Here is a 16,887-nt window from a genome sequence, read left to right as displayed (position 1 = left end):
TTTCGATAAAAAAAGAACCCCCATTTGAAATGAAGGTCCTTTCCCAGTTTTTAATAACTTAACTTTCCTCGTTCTTCGTCTCTTCTTGCTCTGTTGTTTTCTCACTTTTAATTTCCTGTGCAAGCTGATCAAGGCTTGGGCGTAAATTACTTTTGCCTGAGAAGTTTTCAAGCATTTCTTTCACATCAATGCCTGAGGATGCTTTTAATGTTTCTTGTAGCGTTGACATAAGATTTGTCGCGTAAGACGTTACTTTATTTGCCCCGCCGCCTTCACCGCCACCTGTATCTACAACTGTGATCTTATCGATATTTGCAAGTGGACTTGCAATTTGTTTCGCGTACTCTGGAATCATTTTAACGATCATATCAAGTACTGCCGCTTCACCGTACTGCTGGAATGCTTCTGCAATTTTACGTTTCGCTTCTGCTTCTGCAAGACCTTTCAGACGAATAATATCTGCTTCTGATTCACCTTGTGCACGTAAAGCATCCGCTTTTGCCGTACCATCAAGACGAACTTTTTCAGCATTCGCTTTTGCATTTGCTTCTATACTATACTTTTCGGCATCTGCCTCTGCTATACGTCTAGATTTATCGGCCTCGGCATTTTGTTCAATTGCATAACGGTCTGCATCCGCTTTTTTCTTAACTTCCGAATCGTATTGTTTTTCACGACGAAGAATTTCTTTTTCTTCTAGTTCAATTTGCTTCTGACGCTCAATAATTTGAATTTGCATCTCTTGTTCCATAACTTCCTGTTTGGAGACTGCCGTTTGAAGCTCGTACGCTTGGTCAGCACGTGCTTTTGCAGCGTCTTGTTCTTGGCGGTATACCGCAGTTTTTAACTCATTTTCTTTTTGTGCTTCAGCAATTTCAGTCGCTCGTTCAATCTCTGCTTTTTGTGCTTCCTTCGACGCTTCTGCATTTTTAATACGCGTTTCTTTTTCTGCTTCTACGGTTGCGATATCTGCATCACGTTTTACTTGAGCAATACGCGGCTTCCCTAGTGAGTCAAGATACCCGTTTTTATCGCGCACATCTTTAATTGTGAATGAAACAATTATAAGTCCCATTTTAGAGAGATCCTGCGACGCGACACGCTGTACTTCTTGGGAAAACATATCTCTATTTTTATAAATTTCTTCAACGGTCATTGATCCTAATATAGAACGTAAGTGACCTTCCAATACTTCTTTCGCTTCATTTTCACGTTCTTCTTTCGATTTTCCTAAAAACTGTTCTGCCGCTGTAGCAATTTCCGTAATGGAACCACCAATCTTTATGATTGCTGTACCATCCGCCATAACGGGAACTCCTTCACCGGTATAGACTTCCGGCGTAGTTACTTCAAGCTTACTTGATAATAAACTAAGTGGTTTTGCTTGTTGAAAGACCGGTAAGAGAAATGTTCCTCCGCCGCGAATAATTTTAACTCGGTTACCCGAATCATCCGAATGTACATTTTTCTTTCCCAAATAACTTCCTGTCACAATCAAAGCCTCATCTGGTCCAACTGTGCGATATTTCGTTATAAAGACAAGTATCATTGCAACTAAAACAAAGACGACAACACCAATTACGATTAAAATCTCCATCTTCCAATTCCCCCTCTTTCGTTATTTAAAGCGAAACGGTTCATACTCTTTCACAATAAATGTACCACTTTTCACTTCAATAATAAGTACTTCTTTTCCGTAATCAATTGGTACATTTTCATACCCTGCTGCTCGTTTGGAAATAACTCCATTCACCGACTCAATCACAATTTCACCGAAACCATCTACCGGAACTGGAATGATTACTTTTCCTACTTGACCAATTAGAGAATCATCCGAGTAAGCAAGCGATACTTCCGCTGATTTGAGCGGTAGTAGAACGAAGAAATAAAGCAATAGAGCTAGTATGAACGCAATAATAAGTGCACTCACAAGAATATAGCCGGAATTCCACTTTGTCGAAAGTTCCATAATATATCCCGCCGCTGCTGCAAAAGTTATGAACGACAGAATAACTGCTGGATCAAGGAACGGACTAACTTCTCCAATACCTTCAGCCAAATCACTTATAAAGACATATAGAATTGCTGCAATACCTGCGATGATTAACGTATATAAATATACTTGCACAATTGGTATACCAAACAGTTCCATTTCATCACCTCCACGATCTACATTTCATTGTATCCCCTATACTTACGAACAGAAAGAATAAAAGTTTCAATTTACTGAAAACATTTTATTACAAAAAAATATTTTTAGTAAATTTTTCGTCTAATTTTGCTCTTTATTGTTATGATAGATATATATTTAACTATTTCCGAAAATGGGATGGAGGTTCGTTCATGTTTAGCCAAAGAAAACCGGATCCTTTTTTCATAGCTCTCCTAACAATTGCTGAACTTGTCCAAGAAGCAATTCACTATGCTGATGATTTTAAAGTAGAGACTGCTGCTGATTTAAAAGAAGTGAGCATAAGATTGAAAAAGTACGAAAAAGAAGGCGATGCTCTTATTTACGACCTTACAACGAAGCTTAATAAATCATTTATGACACCAATTGAACGTGAAGATATTTTACAATTATCACTTAGAATGGATGACATTCTTGATGGCGTAGAACATTTCGCGGCTCATTTGGAAATGTTTTCTCTCATTGAAATCGATGAGTATGTTCAATTGTTTATGGCTAATATCGTTAAGAGCACTGATGAAATTGTCAAAGCTGTCAAATTGCTCTCTAGAAAAAAACTTGTGGAAATGCGTGACCATGCCATTCTCATTAAGAAGTATGAAGGTATTTGCGATGAAATTTATCGTACATCAATCAAACAATTATTCGTCAATGAAAAGGACCCGATTCGCATAATACAATACAAAGATATTTATGAACAACTTGAAGATATTGCAGATTATTGTCAAGACGTTGCAAATACGCTCGAAGCAATTATTATGCGTAACGCTTAGGGAGGCTGACAGGTGGAAACAGTACTTGTCCTTACAATACTCGTCGTCATTTTCGCATTAGCATTTGATTTCATCAATGGTTTCCACGACACAGCAAACGCAATTGCAACGTCGGTCTCTACCCGCGCTTTAAAACCGAGACCTGCCATTTTAATGGCCGCAATAATGAACTTTGTTGGAGCACTTACATTTACGGGTGTCGCAAAAACGATTTCAAAAGACATTGTAGATCCATTTCTTCTTGAAAATGGGTCTCTCGTAATTTTAGCTGCTCTTATATCTGCAATTCTTTGGAATCTAATCACTTGGTATTTTGGGATTCCTTCTAGTTCTTCTCATGCTCTAATCGGATCTATTGCGGGTGCTGCAATTTCCGCTGCTGGGTTCGGCGTACTAAACTACTCTGGATTCATTAAAATATTGCAAGCACTTCTTATATCTCCATTTATTGCGCTTATAGGTGGATTTCTAATGATGACCTTGTTTAAAATTCTATTAAAGAATAGAAACTTATTTAAAGCAAACCGTCGGATCCGCTATTTACAAATCGGAACAGCTGCACTTCAATCTTTTACTCACGGAACGAACGATGCACAAAAAGCCATGGGAATCATAACAATGGCACTTATCGCGGGAAATCTTCAAACGACGGACGACATCCAATTATGGGTTCGAATTGCCGCGGCAACTGCAATGGGACTTGGTACATCGATTGGCGGTTACAAAATCATTAAAACCGTAGGCGGAAAGATTATGAAAATCAGACCTGTAAACGGTGCTGCCGCAGACTTATCATCCGCAATTATTATATTTAGCGCAACGTTGCTTCATCTACCCGTGAGTACGACCCATGTTATTTCTTCTGCAATCATGGGTGTCGGAACGGCCCAACGTGTAAAAGGAGTAAAATGGGGTGTGGCTCAGAAGATTGTGATTACTTGGATAATTACACTACCTATTTCTGCTATTGTTGCTGCACTTGTCTATCGAATACTCATATTGTTTTTATAACTTAATCATTTCTCTTGCTTTATCTTTCGGGCGATGTTATGATAAAGAAGAATTATTTTTGTTCGGCGCGATGGTCACAGAATAAATCTTGACCGCTTCAAGACTTGAGCAAGGATAGTAATACAATGTGTGCATAACGCACACGAGGAGGAAACACACATGGAACAAGGTAAAGTGAAATGGTTTAACGCAGAAAAAGGATTTGGCTTCATCGAACGCGAAGATGGCGACGACGTATTCGTACACTTCTCAGCTATTCAAGGAGAAGGCTTCAAGTCTCTTGAAGAAGGCCAAGATGTAACGTTTGAAATCGAGCAAGGCCAACGTGGTCTTCAAGCTACAAACGTAAACAAAAACTAATTTGAACTAACCATTCAAAAGCCACCCCCTTCGGGGGTTGGCTTTTTTTCTATGCTCTTTTTTATTCCCAATACTAACTTCTAAATAAATCGCCATTGTTTACTGCGCAATTAAAACATTAGAGACACGAATGACACCGCTTGTTCATTAAGTTTCATTTAACTCTCCTTTCACATATAGAGATTAAAGACTTTTCATATTCTTTAAGTTACTATAGATAAAAGAATAGATTTACTCTTTACGAAGGAAGGGGCGAATTCCAAAATGAACACACTAGCAAAGTTCGTTATGAAAACACATAAATACATTATTTTTACATGGATTGCCTTTTTTGCAATCATGGTCTATTTCGCAATTAGTCTTCCTGGAATGCTTGAAGGCGATGGTTTCCGCACAAATGGAGAACATTCCGAGGTTATGGAAATCGTCTCAGAAAAGTTTGATATGCCTGCTGAAACCATGTTTTTAGTTTTTGAAAAGGTTGATGACGATTTAATAAGTACGACACTCGAAAATGTTGAAAAACTTGGTGTGACTTTGTCCATCAGTTCACCTCTGGATGATCAGACTCTTTATAAAGAAGATGTTTCCTATGCGATGCTTCATTTTGATAATGAAGCAGAAAGCATGTCAGATGTTGTCACCGATATTAGATCTGTCATTGGTGATGAAGCCGGTATTACACTTACTGGAGCTTCTGCAATCGCAAAAGACATCAATACCGCAAGCCAGAAAGACTTGATAACTGCAGAAGCAATTGGATTACCAATTGCCATTATTGTTCTTCTGTTCGCTTTTGGAACGGTAGTCGCTTCTTTTGTCCCACTCCTTATTGGGATTGTTACTGTGATTTCATCATTTGGGATCCTTACATTACTCGGCGCCCAAATTGATCTTTCCATTTTCGTTCTAAACATTATTCCAATGCTCGGTTTGGCTTTAAGTATTGATTTTGCATTATTATTCATAAGCCGATACCGCGAAGAACGTAAACTGGGTAATTTTGAAGATGCTGTTTCCACAACGATTCGAACTGCAGGTCGCTCCGTTATTTTTTCTGCCGTCTGTGTTTTCATCGGACTCGGAGCAATGATGTTGATTCAAGTGGACATCTTCCAAAACATTGCACTCGGCGGCATGATAGTCGTTTCCATGGCGGTACTCAGCTCAATCACTCTCTTGCCTGCCGTCTTAATCGCACTTGGTGATCGTATCGATAAATGGCAAGTACTTAAACCGAAAGCAAACGGCTCGGATAACTGGCGGAAATTTGCTAACAAAGTTATTAAACGACCTGTTTTAATTACATTGGTCGCTTTAATTTTACTAGGCATCGCTATGATTCCTGTGAAAAACATGGAGCTTACAATTCCAGAAATTGATTCATTACCGGAGTCCTATGATTCCAGAACGGCTTTTGAGTTAATTGACGAGCAATTCGGGCTTGATCAGCAATCCTCTGTTTACGTTATAGCGGAACGAACGGGCGGTTGGGAAGATAAAGACGGCTTACTTGAAATGGCAAAGCTTGAAAAGGAACTTACAAGTGAATCCATGGTTGATGAAGTCAGCACTATCTTTACAGTAGGAGAAATAAGTTCTGTAGATGAATGGACGCAAGCTATGGAAGTTCCAGAAATGGAAGCAGCTCTCACTCCTCTCATGGATACTTTCGTTAAAAAGAACCAACTTATGATACCTGTAACTCTTGCAGCAAGTGGATCTTCCGAAGAGGCACAAGAATGGGTTCGTGATTGGTCTGACAAGGAAACAGATTGGAATTTATCGATTGGTGGACAACCAAAATTCAATCAGGAAATATTTGATGAAATTTGGGATAAAATCGGTTATGTACTAGGACTAATAATCGTTTCTACATTCATCATTCTTATGATTGCTTTTAAATCACTTATTATTCCTATCAAAGCAATTTTAATGAATGTCATTGGCCTATCAGCAACGTTCGGAATTCTTGTTTACATTTTCCAATACGGACATTTCGGCCTTACTGCAGGGACAATTGCACTGATTATACCGGTCATTGTTTTCAGCCTTGTATTTGGACTGAGTATGGATTATGAAGTATTCCTTATTTCACGTATGCAAGAAGAATACTCGATTTCATATGATAATGATAAAGCAACGGTCGAAGGACTGGCAACGACAAGTAAAGTCATTACGTCCGCTGCTCTTATAATGATTGTTCTGACAGGTGCTTTCGCGTTCACTGATGTCATGCCGGTTAAACAAATCGGTGTAGGTATCGCTATAGCGGTTGCAATCGACGCAACAATTATAAGACTTCTTCTCGTACCAAGTCTGATGAAAATGTTCGGCAACTGGAATTGGTGGTTACCTTTTGGAAAAGGTCTTTACAAAGGTAAGAAGAAATAACCGACTCCAAGAAGAAAAAATATGCATTGGATTTTCATTCTAACCCGTTCAGTTCACTGATACAAATATAAAATAAAGCATTCAAAAACCACTAATTCGTATACGAATTAGTGGTTTTTTGAATGCTTATGTATCGACGTTTAAAAGTAAATAAAGAGTGCTTTAGCAACCAAATCGACATTTAAATCATACGATTTACGATGATTATTGTATGGTGAAAATAATTCACTGTCTTTTGCTTAACAAGTAATACTTCCCCTTCTTTATGCCACAAGCGCAACAAAGTAGAGAATGTCTAACACGTTGATTTCCGTTCCAGACGATCACGTTCCGCTAGCGAAGAATAAAAACCATTCTTCTATTGGGCGGGCGGGGACCAACCCGAAAGACAATGATGTGCCCACAACGCTTCGCTTTTACTCGTAAAAGCCGTTCTTCGTGACGGCTCTCGCTACGCTCCCCTTGGTTGTTTCACCTGTCCTCGGGACGATTTGAATATTCATTCGTCCTTGATCCTCCCGGAGTCCTCTTTAGCCGAGGCCCACACGAGGTGGGTCATGCAGTCGTTACGACAGGACGTCGTGGTTTAAGACTGCCTTGCACTCCAATCAACTAGGTGTCTGGAAATAAAGTTTGTACGACAAACGCCGCCGATTGCCGCACATTTCCTACTTTTCACCGCATCATCTGATTGTACACATAAAAACCATATAAAACGGGTAACAACAAGCCAAGTGCCAAACAAATAACTGCTGCTAACTTTGACTGTTTAACAACACGTTCATCGTTTAGTCTTAGATGTTGGAAAAATGTAAGTGTAAAATAAAAACAAATAATGATTAAAATTGTTGAGAGCATACCAATCCAATTTCCTGCCCCCATAAAATTCATATCGTTCATTCTATCGATCTCCTTTTTCAGTAATCTGGCTCGATTGCGATATAGATGCAACCGCTTACAATAGTGATAGGTAAGCCTTTGAAGTTATCTCCAGCTTTTCCCCCACTTCACACCGTACATGAAACTTTCGCTTCATACGGCGTTCCAACTAATCCAATTCAATCCAGTCATAAACACTTTTGAATTCGTTGCTTCATTTGTGTCTCAACTCTTCCGTTTCAATAAGTCGGTGCCTTCCGTGGAAGGTGAACCTCTATTAGTCTTACAAGAACCTTATTAACCGATAAAGATTTGTCTAACATGATTGAATGAATCTTTTACTAGTCTAGTGGCTATCCCTCCACGTTCATTACACGCTTCGACGGTACTGTGCCACCACTTTCACTGATATGAAGAAAAGTTATACAGTCGCTAGTCTCACGACTATTTTCCTTTTCAACGCTTTATCAAGAGTAAGCCCTCCACGTTATCAGCTTACAACGTTGAGTTATATCTATTATGGAACAAACTTAGGTGCTTCCTATGAGCCTGTTAGCATTGCATGTGCCTGTAACACATGATGGATTTTCATATTGCCTATTCTTACTCATCCACAGCTAACCCTACATCTGGTAGTAAATACATTTCTATATAACGCGCGTCTAGACCCGTACATTCAGAAGTTCGTCAGCAATACAGTATCTTATTGTATTTACATTGCATTCTCACCATATTTGTTCAACCCAAGCATCATGATTCACACCACCCCATCGGGTAGGCTTTCGTCAGCCAAACTAAACTGTTACGGTAAATTCTCACGCCTATTAGCCGAGCTTATAACACGCTTTTCCTTACTAATCAGCGTGCTACTCGACGCAGGGGAAGCCTTTCAGAGCGTTACCTCGTCATTCGACTTCTCGATATAACCCTTTAATTTTAGAAATCTAAAACTACCTGATCTTTACCGAAATTGTGTGACCACATTTCATTTGAACCAGGAACGTTTCGCACAAGCAATCGCGCCCATTTGTGTCATACTAATCTTGTTTTGAACCTTTATCTTTTTCGTCATCTTCACCAAATAAAAAACCAAGACCAATAAAGAAGGTAAGTGAATTAACAATCAGTAATTTAATGGATAAAAAACTTTTTCATAGCTAATTAATTCCCCCTTTTTTTTATTTAGCTTTCTAATATTTAGCAATATTATTATCTTCAAAATTTAAATTGAGGGGTTCATGAGATAAACCTTCTGTAGAGCTCTTCTCGGTCACTGGAACACTATCATCTACAACTTCGAAACCAAGTTTGTCCATCCAAATGTGTCCAGAACCATTTAACAATACTCCAAATGCTATCGCTTCACTTTTCACTGGAATATCCAATACAACGCTGAAATGATTCCATTCATTCGTTCCCTTGATCGGACGATTCATCATATTATCAAAAGCAAGTACCTCTCCAGAAGAATGATCAACCCGCATCCACAAGCCCGCAGCCTCTTTAACGTCTGTACTTTTCACAAATGCAGAAAACCGAACTCGCTCTCCCCGGTATCGATCTGACTTAATTTGTTGCATCAATGTCGCAAAGCCTCGTGCTTTTTCATCCTTTGATCGCAAATATGCCGAATAATTACCATTATGCACAATTCTATTGTCCAAACCTGTTTCATAATCAAATGGTGTTTCCCCCGTCATAATCCAACCGGTAGGTGTATTATTTTCTGTACTCACAATGAACTCTCCTTTGCTAACTATTTTTCTAAGCAGTTTCCGATAATGTCCTGGCGTTATATCGTAAACTTTCTTAAATGCTCTTGTAAAGGATTCCTGCGAATTAAAGCGATAAGTCATAGCGATGTCAATAATTCTCTGATCCGAAGTAATTAATATCCTTGCACTTTGGGTCAGCCGACGTTCTCTTATATACTCAGCAATTGATTTCCCAATAATCTTCCGAAAAATACGTTGAAAATGAAATCTCGAATACCCCGCTTGTTCAGCTAAAAGGTGAAGCTGTAATTTATCTGTTAAGTGTCGTTCGATAAAATTTAGTGACTTTTGAATAGCCTTTTCATGATCTTGATAAGACAATTAGACACCTCCTCGACCTTCTGATTTCAGTATAACTATATAATTTTTATGAACTTTGACTTTTTGTGCTAAGTTAAAACAAGCGCAAATCTGAAATGCGATTTGCGCCCGTTTTCTATAATCAAATGGTCCTTTTCTTAAATACTTTATAAAACAAACGCATCCTTTTGCAGTTATAGACCCAATCGTTAATTATCAAAATCATCATCAAGCCACGATTTCTTCTTTACCTCTTGGTCAGATGTTTTTTCGAGAGATTGTCCTACGACAGACTTGTTAATTCCTTCTTTGACAGCTTTAAAAATCACTAGATACAAGATGAATAATCCCACAATCCAAAGAATAATCATACCAAATAATTGACCTGCCATTATATATCACTCCAATTCCTGTATGATAATTGGCTCCGATTGCGATATAGACGCAATCACTTATAAAGCAATCGCCCGTTAATTTAAGAACAAAAGACTACTTTTGATAACAAGTTTCATACTCATTCATCATTAACCAACTCCGACACGCTAATCCTCTATCATGATAAATCTCTGTTTCCACATCTAATTTCATACTATTGTGTTTATAAGGTCCTGCGTTGGTTATGAACAACGTTTTTTCATCTGCCCAATCCAGAAGAATATTGTTATTTGCATCACTATAATAAATTATTTTCTTATTATCATTTTCATGATGTTTTGTTATCTCTACCCATACATTAACTCCTCCTGCTGCACCACCATATGGTTCGTAATAAGCATTTGCCGTATATTCCTCAGTAGGCGATAAAATAGGACCAGGTCCGTTTTGGATGAATTCTTTATCAATATCATCAAATGTAAAAAAATACACCTCATATACATAGATTGAGGATACCAAAAAAACCCCAAATATCATTGCAATCAACATTTTTTTAGGAAATGGTTTCTTTTTAATAAATGAGATTATTATCTTAACCGATAATATCAAAAATATAATTAACGTAACAAAAGAAATTAAGAGACCAAACAAAATTAAAATAATAATCCCCCCTTTTTATAAGTACAAATAATAATTATCCTTACAATATTCCTCTATACGTAAGGTGGCATGATTGTAGCCAAGCCCTTATTCATTAATCGTGCCCGATTTCAGAATAGCACTATGAGGCACTCTTCGAAAATGGCGGTTACATTAAAGATAGTATTTCACTTGCACTCTGGTCCACCTCTTCTAGTTGCTCATCTCTAGTTGGTGTTTCGTTCATCCTAATTAAGTCATCGCTCAGTAGCTTTTTTTCATAAATAGGCAAGTCTTTAACTATATGCTCTAAACACCAGTACTTCCAAACGGCATCTTCAGTTAAAAATACCCTTTTTAAATGGGGAACAATCTCTTGTGGATATGCTGAAAGTACTTCAACAACCCCGGACGCTATGGGCCAATTCATGTCCTGAATCCATTCAAGAAGACCAGGCAGTAGAGGAACAACGTCTTCGTTCCTCATCAATTTAATCTTATTTATCCTTTCAAAATCAAACTTATCTCTTGGAAGTAGCTCATTGAAATTACCCATTTTGCACCTCACACTACAATGATTGGAAATTGTCTCATCAAAGAAAATGGCATGCTTACTTGATCTGGCCACGATTTTTTACACTGGAATCGCATCCGTTTGTTTCAAGTGATTTCATTTTTCAAATTTAACTACTGTCTTTTCTGGCAACTCAATTTCATCAATGTCTAAATTATTTAATTGTAGAATGATTTCGCCTTCTCTTTTTGAAGACTCATCCCCCACCCAACAACTATATAGTTCAAAGAAATCATCTTTCTTTATATAACTATTCATCATTTCACATAGGGCTAATAATTTTGCTTTAGATTCAATCAGCATTGGTTTGTATACATATTTAGTAATCTCAATTCCCCAATCACTGGAAATCTCGTATATAAAAGGTGTAGTAAAGTGATTCCTTTAAACTTCTTGGCGATGAGATTCATCTGAAAAACAATCACCAATAATAATTAGATTTTTGGAATCACCATCACTTAAAGGAATCTCTACGTTAGTTCCCAGATAACTTGCTAGACTCATTTCCGATCGCCCCGTTCCCATTTGAATATCTTAATTTCAGCTTTTCTCAATCTGGCCCAGTTTGTTTAAGATACTTTTTCAAATAATCCACTCCGTTGCTTGGAGTGCAGGCGTCGACTCCAGCGGGAACAGCGCGAGCTGAAAGCCCCGCAGGTAGCGAAGCGGACGAGGAGATTGAAGCCGTGCCCGCGGAAAGCGTACGCCGGAACGCAAAGCAACAGTTTTTCTACATTCGATTTTGGCCCGATTCTTGAATACGTGCTTTATAATAACTACACTCCGTTGCTTGAAGTGCAGGCGTCGACTCCGAGAGGATCAGCGAAAGTCGTTACGAAGAACGGCTTTTGCGAGATAAAGCGTTAGCTTTTCGAGCATATCTTTGCACTCGCCTTGAGACCCTGGACGGAGCGCAGCGAAGGAAGCGGCTCAAGCCACGCCCTCCGGAAAGCGTACGCCGGAACGCAAAGCAACAGTTTTTCTACATTGGATTTGGCTCCGTTTGTGGTATAAGCATGTCTTTACTATATAATACGTTCATAAAATACGAAAGGTTTCATTATTTAGAGTGTTCCGAACTCAAGCAACTATCTTTCGACCTTCTTATTTCACTCGCTGTTTCTATACTATAAGTATCCAATAGATTCTATTAAAACAGAATCTTATTAAGTTTATTGAAAAATAAAAGCACCGCTATATGCGATGCTCGTTAATGCTCTGATTCGATTTTGACTGGCTTGTCCGTTAAAACTTATGCTTCTCAACTGAAAGGATTCGTTTCTATCCCCAGTGTTTTTTTCTATAACTTGTTCAATTGATTGTTCAGCGCTGTTCTCAATGCGCTCAATGGATACTGTCATTGAATAATAAATTATAGCTATTGCAAGAAATACAAAAAAGATAATTCCAATGACGAGTACTCTTCCCTTCATTAAGAATCACGTCCGCTTTGTACTTGCTTGAATTGTTCCTCTCTCAAATACGCTTTTGCTTGTCCATAAGCACCAAAGCTTTCTTCCAAGTTCAAACCATGATAAAGGTTCCAAAACTCTTCCTCTTCAACAAGTAAAAGCTCTTCACCATTCGGTCCAACCCACTTCTCTTCAATCGGCTGCACTTCACCATCTGGATCTTCGGAAAGATTTTTAATAGCTGCTGCGATGATACTACGAAATTCCTCTTCTGTTGCTTCACGAATGTTCACAAGTCCGCGTTCATCTGGTTCATAGCCGTGAAGTCCCGCAACATAAACAAACCCATTGCCGTTTGGATGTAGATGTTGAATTACAACCGTTTTATCAAACAAACTTTCCTTATAATGATAATTTACTCTTTTCATTGAAACATCATTGCGCGTTAGTTCCGGAAATGATTCGATAATTTCTACTTTTTCTTCAAATGTTAACAAATGTATTCACTCTCTTCATGTCTGATTTTAATTAAGTATACCATCATTCTTCTTTTACAGATAATCCTAAAACACGTGCAAAGCCAATCGCTTGATCTGTCGATACAATACAACCTGCTAGTTTCGAAAGTGATACTTCTATACCATCGTATGTACTGTTGGATAAATCTACACCCTTTAAATCCGTTTCGGAAAAGTTGATATTGTCCATTTTACATTTATCAAAACGAACATCTTTAAAAGTACATTCGTAAAAGTCAGCATCTACTAAACTGCATTGGTTAAAATCAATTTCTTTCATTCCAGAAAAACTAAAGTTAATATATCTTCCATCGCATTCTTTAAAGGATGTATGACTTACTTTCGCATTTGCAAAGTCTGCACCCGTCAGTTTCGAATTGATAATTTCACATCTATGAAATATGGCATTCTGAAGATTGGCATTGGAAAAATCGCACGTATCAAACACTACATCAACAAATTCTGCTGTTCTGAGTTCACTTCCAGAAAACGAAACATCTTTGAAAATGACATCATCAAATGACAATCTCTGTTCCTCGTCACCTGCTATATTTCCACCATCAATTTGTACTCTTTCTACGTAGCCATCATTACCCCAAAGGTTGTCCGCTAATAATGGTTCACGTACTGCAGACAATTTGGGACGCATTCTTTTACCGACTTTCTTTACCATAAAAGCATCCCCTTATCGTGTTCGAAACTCCGTAATGATGATAAATAAAATAACCACCGCGATTGCCAGTATATAAAACCAACCCGGTACACTGCTTAGACCAGAAAACATTAATAAACCCCTTCCCACTTGTCTACTTCTTCTTTACACCACTCATAACAGTGAAATCAACTGTAATCATTGGAATATCCATACTAAGAGCTTGCTCTAGCTTCTCAGGACTCGCCCCCCACGATAGTGGCGTCATTCGAATAAGCGGTGCCAGCAACTCTTTGTCTAACGGAAATTCATACGCAATACGATCCGTTTGCACAGATTCAAAATGTTGCTCAAATCGCATAACATGATCTGAATCCTTCTGTCCTTTTGGATCGTCATAGAATATAGCCCTAAGCTCTTTTAAGTAGTCCTCTCCAGGAATAACCTTCAAGAATAAACCCTCGGACTTTAATAGGCGAAGGAATTCTGCATAATTTGCAGGAGACAACACATTTAAAATTACATTAAAAACAGAATCACCAAAAGGACAATTTGCTAGGTCTGCAACGCACCAAATGTTTCCTGGATGTTCTTTCGCCGCAGTAGCAATTCCTTCTTTCGCAAGATCGATTCCAACCCCCGTAACGTCATCCGGTAAACGTTGAAGTATTGCTGCAAGCTGGGACCCTTCTCCGCATCCAGCATCAAGAATTGTACCACTACCCTGAGGCAATACTGCTCCGTAAATATAATCGAGTAGAGGTTCAAAAAAACCTCCATCAATCACTTTTTTTCTTGCCGAAAAAAGCGACTTATCGTACTTAGTTACATGTATATGAGAAGATAAATTTACATAGCCAGCCTTTGATAAATCGAAGGAATGATTCTCGGTACAAACCATTTTGGATTGCTCTACGATTTCCATTCCAGCCGAGCAAACAGGACATTTGAACAAGTGTTCATTTCGTTCAAGAGCTTGTGCATTTATCACTTTTTTAGATAGTATCATACGATTATAACCCCGATCATTTGTTGTTTCTTAAGTATACCGTTTTTAAATGCCCAGTGGGGAAAATCACTCCATTGTATTCCTAGTGTTGTGACAGGTTATAATAGATCGAAGGAGGTTTCACCTTGAAAAAATTATTTTTATTCGCTCTACTCATTTCAACCATCTATCTAGCCAAACCAATTTGGGAAGAACCTGTTTCCAAGTATGTAGATATTTCATTTCTAGATCCTGTCGATGAAAAGATTCAGTCCTATTTGACTAAAGAATCCGTATCCACAGTCGTTCAATATATTGGTGAAACGACGGACAAAGCTCTAAATTTACTATCCTCTAAGCTAACCGAAAACGAAACTTCAACTAGCAATGTAGAAAAACCTGTATTATCAAAACCTGAACACAGTCAGTTTTCGATCCATAACATAGAAATTGGAACTACTGAAGATGAGGTATTCGAAAAACTAGGTGAACCAAAAAGCCATTCAATGAATGAATACGGCACCGAATGGTTTACGTACCATACGGATTACAGTAATTTCATAATGGTTTCTTTTGATAAAAATCGTTTGGTAAATGCATTATATACAAATGATGATTTAATAGCATCTAGTATAAATATTCGTTATGGATCTTCAAAATCCTCAGTTCGAGAACTCTTAGGTGAACCCCTTAAAGAAATTAGAAAAGGATTGAATGTCTTTATTCTTCAAGATAGCGAAGGGTTCGATTTCTTCCTAATAGGTGATACCTATACGTATGTATTTTATGACCTTCATCAAAACGATAAAGTCACCGCAATTCAGCTTGTCTCAAAATCACTTGAACTGCAAAAAGCCAGCATTTACGCCGGCAGAAATGCAATTCTTCAACATGGGTTTGAACAACAATTGTTCGACCTTACAAACGCCTCACGTGTCCGAAACGGGTTAAACAGTCTCAAATGGGAAGAAAGTGTCGCAGGTACAGCGAGAAAACATAGTAAAGATATGGCTGTTAACGACTTTTTCAGTCATGATAATAAACAAGGTCAATCCCCATTTGACCGTATGGAAATAGACGGTATTCCTTTTCGAGGGGCCGGTGAAAACCTCGCGTACGGCCAATCGAGTAGTATATTTGCCCATGAAGGTCTCATGAACTCAGCTGGTCACAGAGAAAATATTTTACTAGATACTTACAGCCATCTTGGCGTCGGTGTTGCTTTCAACGAAGCATCACAACCTTACTACACAGAAAATTTTCTACAAAAGTAACTTTCACTTTTTAATTGCAGCACAGGCAATACGTTCTCCAGAGTTACCTGATGGATCCGTTTTATAATCATCCGGATCCTTATGGATCACTAATGAACTTCCGTCACTGTCTAACAGTGAGTCTAAAGAGAATTCCTTTGTTGTTAATTCAACTTTGATTTTCCCGCTTTTATCTACTTCAATATTAGGTAAATCACCTAGATGGAATCCCTTTGAATTTTCAAAACCATGTTCTTTGGCCAGTGGGTTAAAGTGTCCACCCGCCGATTCAAAATCAGGTGATTTACATTTCCCTTTGCTGTGTATATGAGTTCCGTGCAACCCTGGCGTTAGCCCTTCTGCTGTAATGTGAATCGTTACACCTTCAGTCGCTTCAGTAAAGGTTACTTCACCCATCTTTTCCCCATCTGTATTGATAATCGGTGCAGCAACCATTTTTGCAGCTTCACCACTTACAGGTATCCATGCACTCCTTTGTACACATCCAGAAAGAACAAGAATCACTATAAAAGCAGTAACTAGTAAATACATTTTTTTCAAATTAAACTCCTCCTTAAAAATACCTATCTAAAGAAGGGTTGCCCAATTTGAGCGGAATTATGTATGCAAATAAAATCCACCACACCATTATGTATATTTGGTGTGGTGGATTTTCTATTGGTCGGTAGGGTGACAGCGTATAATGTAATATAAGTCAAATGCCATTTTTCGCGAAAAATGGCCGCACGAAACCAAAGCCTTCAATAATAATTTTTAAAAACTCAACAATCAC

Annotated in this window: 17 protein-coding genes and 1 pseudogene; 5 read left to right on the top strand and 13 right to left on the bottom strand. The window is 38.2% G+C overall.

The window, feature by feature from the left end; genetic code table 11:
- Positions 1 to 58: 58 nt before the first annotated feature.
- Together ACFSFY_RS05965 and ACFSFY_RS05960 are read right to left on the bottom strand one after the other, a co-directional pair.
- A complete protein-coding gene (locus ACFSFY_RS05965) occupies positions 59 to 1,597 on the bottom strand; it encodes a flotillin family protein (RefSeq protein WP_381536269.1) in 1,539 nt (512 codons plus the stop codon).
- A 21-nt stretch (positions 1,598 to 1,618) separates the two neighbouring features.
- Positions 1,619 to 2,152, bottom strand: a complete 534-nt coding sequence (locus tag ACFSFY_RS05960) for an NfeD family membrane protein (RefSeq protein WP_381536268.1) — start codon at positions 2,150 to 2,152, stop codon at positions 1,619 to 1,621.
- A 191-nt stretch (positions 2,153 to 2,343) separates the two neighbouring features.
- Here ACFSFY_RS05960 and ACFSFY_RS05955 point away from each other — a divergent pair, with 191 nt between their 5' ends.
- From ACFSFY_RS05955 to ACFSFY_RS05940, 4 genes are all read left to right on the top strand, one after another.
- On the top strand, positions 2,344 to 2,964 hold the full coding sequence (locus ACFSFY_RS05955; RefSeq protein ID WP_381536267.1) for a DUF47 domain-containing protein: 621 nt from the start codon (positions 2,344 to 2,346) through the stop codon (positions 2,962 to 2,964).
- A 12-nt stretch (positions 2,965 to 2,976) separates the two neighbouring features.
- Entirely contained in the window at positions 2,977 to 3,975 is a 999-nt protein-coding gene (locus ACFSFY_RS05950) for an inorganic phosphate transporter (RefSeq protein WP_381536266.1), read from the top strand.
- A gap of 159 nt (positions 3,976 to 4,134) precedes the next feature.
- Positions 4,135 to 4,335: a cold-shock protein gene (locus tag ACFSFY_RS05945; protein ID WP_067205063.1), complete on the top strand. Its 201-nt coding sequence runs from the start codon at positions 4,135 to 4,137 to the stop codon at positions 4,333 to 4,335.
- A gap of 264 nt (positions 4,336 to 4,599) precedes the next feature.
- A complete protein-coding gene (locus ACFSFY_RS05940) occupies positions 4,600 to 6,729 on the top strand; it encodes an MMPL family transporter (RefSeq protein ID WP_381536265.1) in 2,130 nt (709 codons plus the stop codon).
- 675 nt (positions 6,730 to 7,404) lie between these two features.
- Here the strand turns inward: ACFSFY_RS05940 and ACFSFY_RS05935 are convergent.
- The 10 genes and pseudogenes from ACFSFY_RS05935 to ACFSFY_RS05890 form a co-directional block, all read right to left on the bottom strand.
- Positions 7,405 to 7,629 carry a hypothetical protein gene (locus tag ACFSFY_RS05935; protein WP_381536264.1) on the bottom strand — a complete coding sequence of 75 codons (225 nt, stop codon included), beginning with the start codon at positions 7,627 to 7,629 and terminating at the stop codon, positions 7,405 to 7,407.
- 1,169 nt (positions 7,630 to 8,798) lie between these two features.
- Positions 8,799 to 9,704 carry a helix-turn-helix domain-containing protein gene (locus ACFSFY_RS05930; RefSeq protein ID WP_381536263.1) on the bottom strand — a complete coding sequence of 302 codons (906 nt, stop codon included), beginning with the start codon at positions 9,702 to 9,704 and terminating at the stop codon, positions 8,799 to 8,801.
- A 188-nt stretch (positions 9,705 to 9,892) separates the two neighbouring features.
- Positions 9,893 to 10,075: a hypothetical protein gene (locus tag ACFSFY_RS05925; RefSeq protein ID WP_381536262.1), complete on the bottom strand. Its 183-nt coding sequence runs from the start codon at positions 10,073 to 10,075 to the stop codon at positions 9,893 to 9,895.
- Between the two features lie 97 nt (positions 10,076 to 10,172).
- On the bottom strand, positions 10,173 to 10,709 hold the full coding sequence (locus ACFSFY_RS05920) for a DUF5412 family protein (RefSeq protein ID WP_381536261.1): 537 nt from the start codon (positions 10,707 to 10,709) through the stop codon (positions 10,173 to 10,175).
- A gap of 157 nt (positions 10,710 to 10,866) precedes the next feature.
- Positions 10,867 to 11,253, bottom strand: coding sequence for a DUF5071 domain-containing protein (locus ACFSFY_RS05915; RefSeq protein WP_381536260.1), 387 nt, complete (start codon positions 11,251 to 11,253; stop codon positions 10,867 to 10,869).
- 114 nt (positions 11,254 to 11,367) lie between these two features.
- Positions 11,368 to 11,775 (bottom strand): annotated as a pseudogene (locus ACFSFY_RS05910) (hypothetical protein).
- Between the two features lie 668 nt (positions 11,776 to 12,443).
- On the bottom strand, positions 12,444 to 12,704 hold the full coding sequence (locus tag ACFSFY_RS05905) for a hypothetical protein (protein WP_381536259.1): 261 nt from the start codon (positions 12,702 to 12,704) through the stop codon (positions 12,444 to 12,446).
- Positions 12,704 to 13,180: a hypothetical protein gene (locus ACFSFY_RS05900; protein WP_381536258.1), complete on the bottom strand. Its 477-nt coding sequence runs from the start codon at positions 13,178 to 13,180 to the stop codon at positions 12,704 to 12,706. The genes ACFSFY_RS05905 and ACFSFY_RS05900 overlap by 1 nt, the downstream gene beginning before the upstream one ends.
- Positions 13,181 to 13,223: 43 nt before the next feature.
- A complete protein-coding gene (locus ACFSFY_RS05895; RefSeq protein ID WP_381536257.1) occupies positions 13,224 to 13,874 on the bottom strand; it encodes a pentapeptide repeat-containing protein in 651 nt (216 codons plus the stop codon).
- A gap of 133 nt (positions 13,875 to 14,007) precedes the next feature.
- Positions 14,008 to 14,862 carry a putative RNA methyltransferase gene (locus tag ACFSFY_RS05890; protein WP_381536256.1) on the bottom strand — a complete coding sequence of 285 codons (855 nt, stop codon included), beginning with the start codon at positions 14,860 to 14,862 and terminating at the stop codon, positions 14,008 to 14,010.
- Between the two features lie 125 nt (positions 14,863 to 14,987).
- Here ACFSFY_RS05890 and ACFSFY_RS05885 point away from each other — a divergent pair, with 125 nt between their 5' ends.
- Positions 14,988 to 16,115 (top strand): CAP domain-containing protein, encoded by a 1,128-nt coding sequence (locus ACFSFY_RS05885; RefSeq protein ID WP_381536255.1) that lies wholly within the window; start codon positions 14,988 to 14,990, stop codon positions 16,113 to 16,115.
- 3 nt (positions 16,116 to 16,118) lie between these two features.
- Here the strand turns inward: ACFSFY_RS05885 and ACFSFY_RS05880 are convergent, their stop codons facing one another.
- Positions 16,119 to 16,646: a superoxide dismutase family protein gene (locus ACFSFY_RS05880; protein WP_381536420.1), complete on the bottom strand. Its 528-nt coding sequence runs from the start codon at positions 16,644 to 16,646 to the stop codon at positions 16,119 to 16,121.
- Positions 16,647 to 16,887 lie beyond the last annotated feature (241 nt).

This window comes from Sporosarcina siberiensis (assembly GCF_042681925.1).
GTDB classification, from domain to species: Bacteria; Bacillota; Bacilli; order Bacillales_A; family Planococcaceae; genus Sporosarcina; species Sporosarcina siberiensis.
Note: the sequence above shows the minus strand (reverse complement) of the source record. Positions and strands in the feature narration are given on the sequence as shown.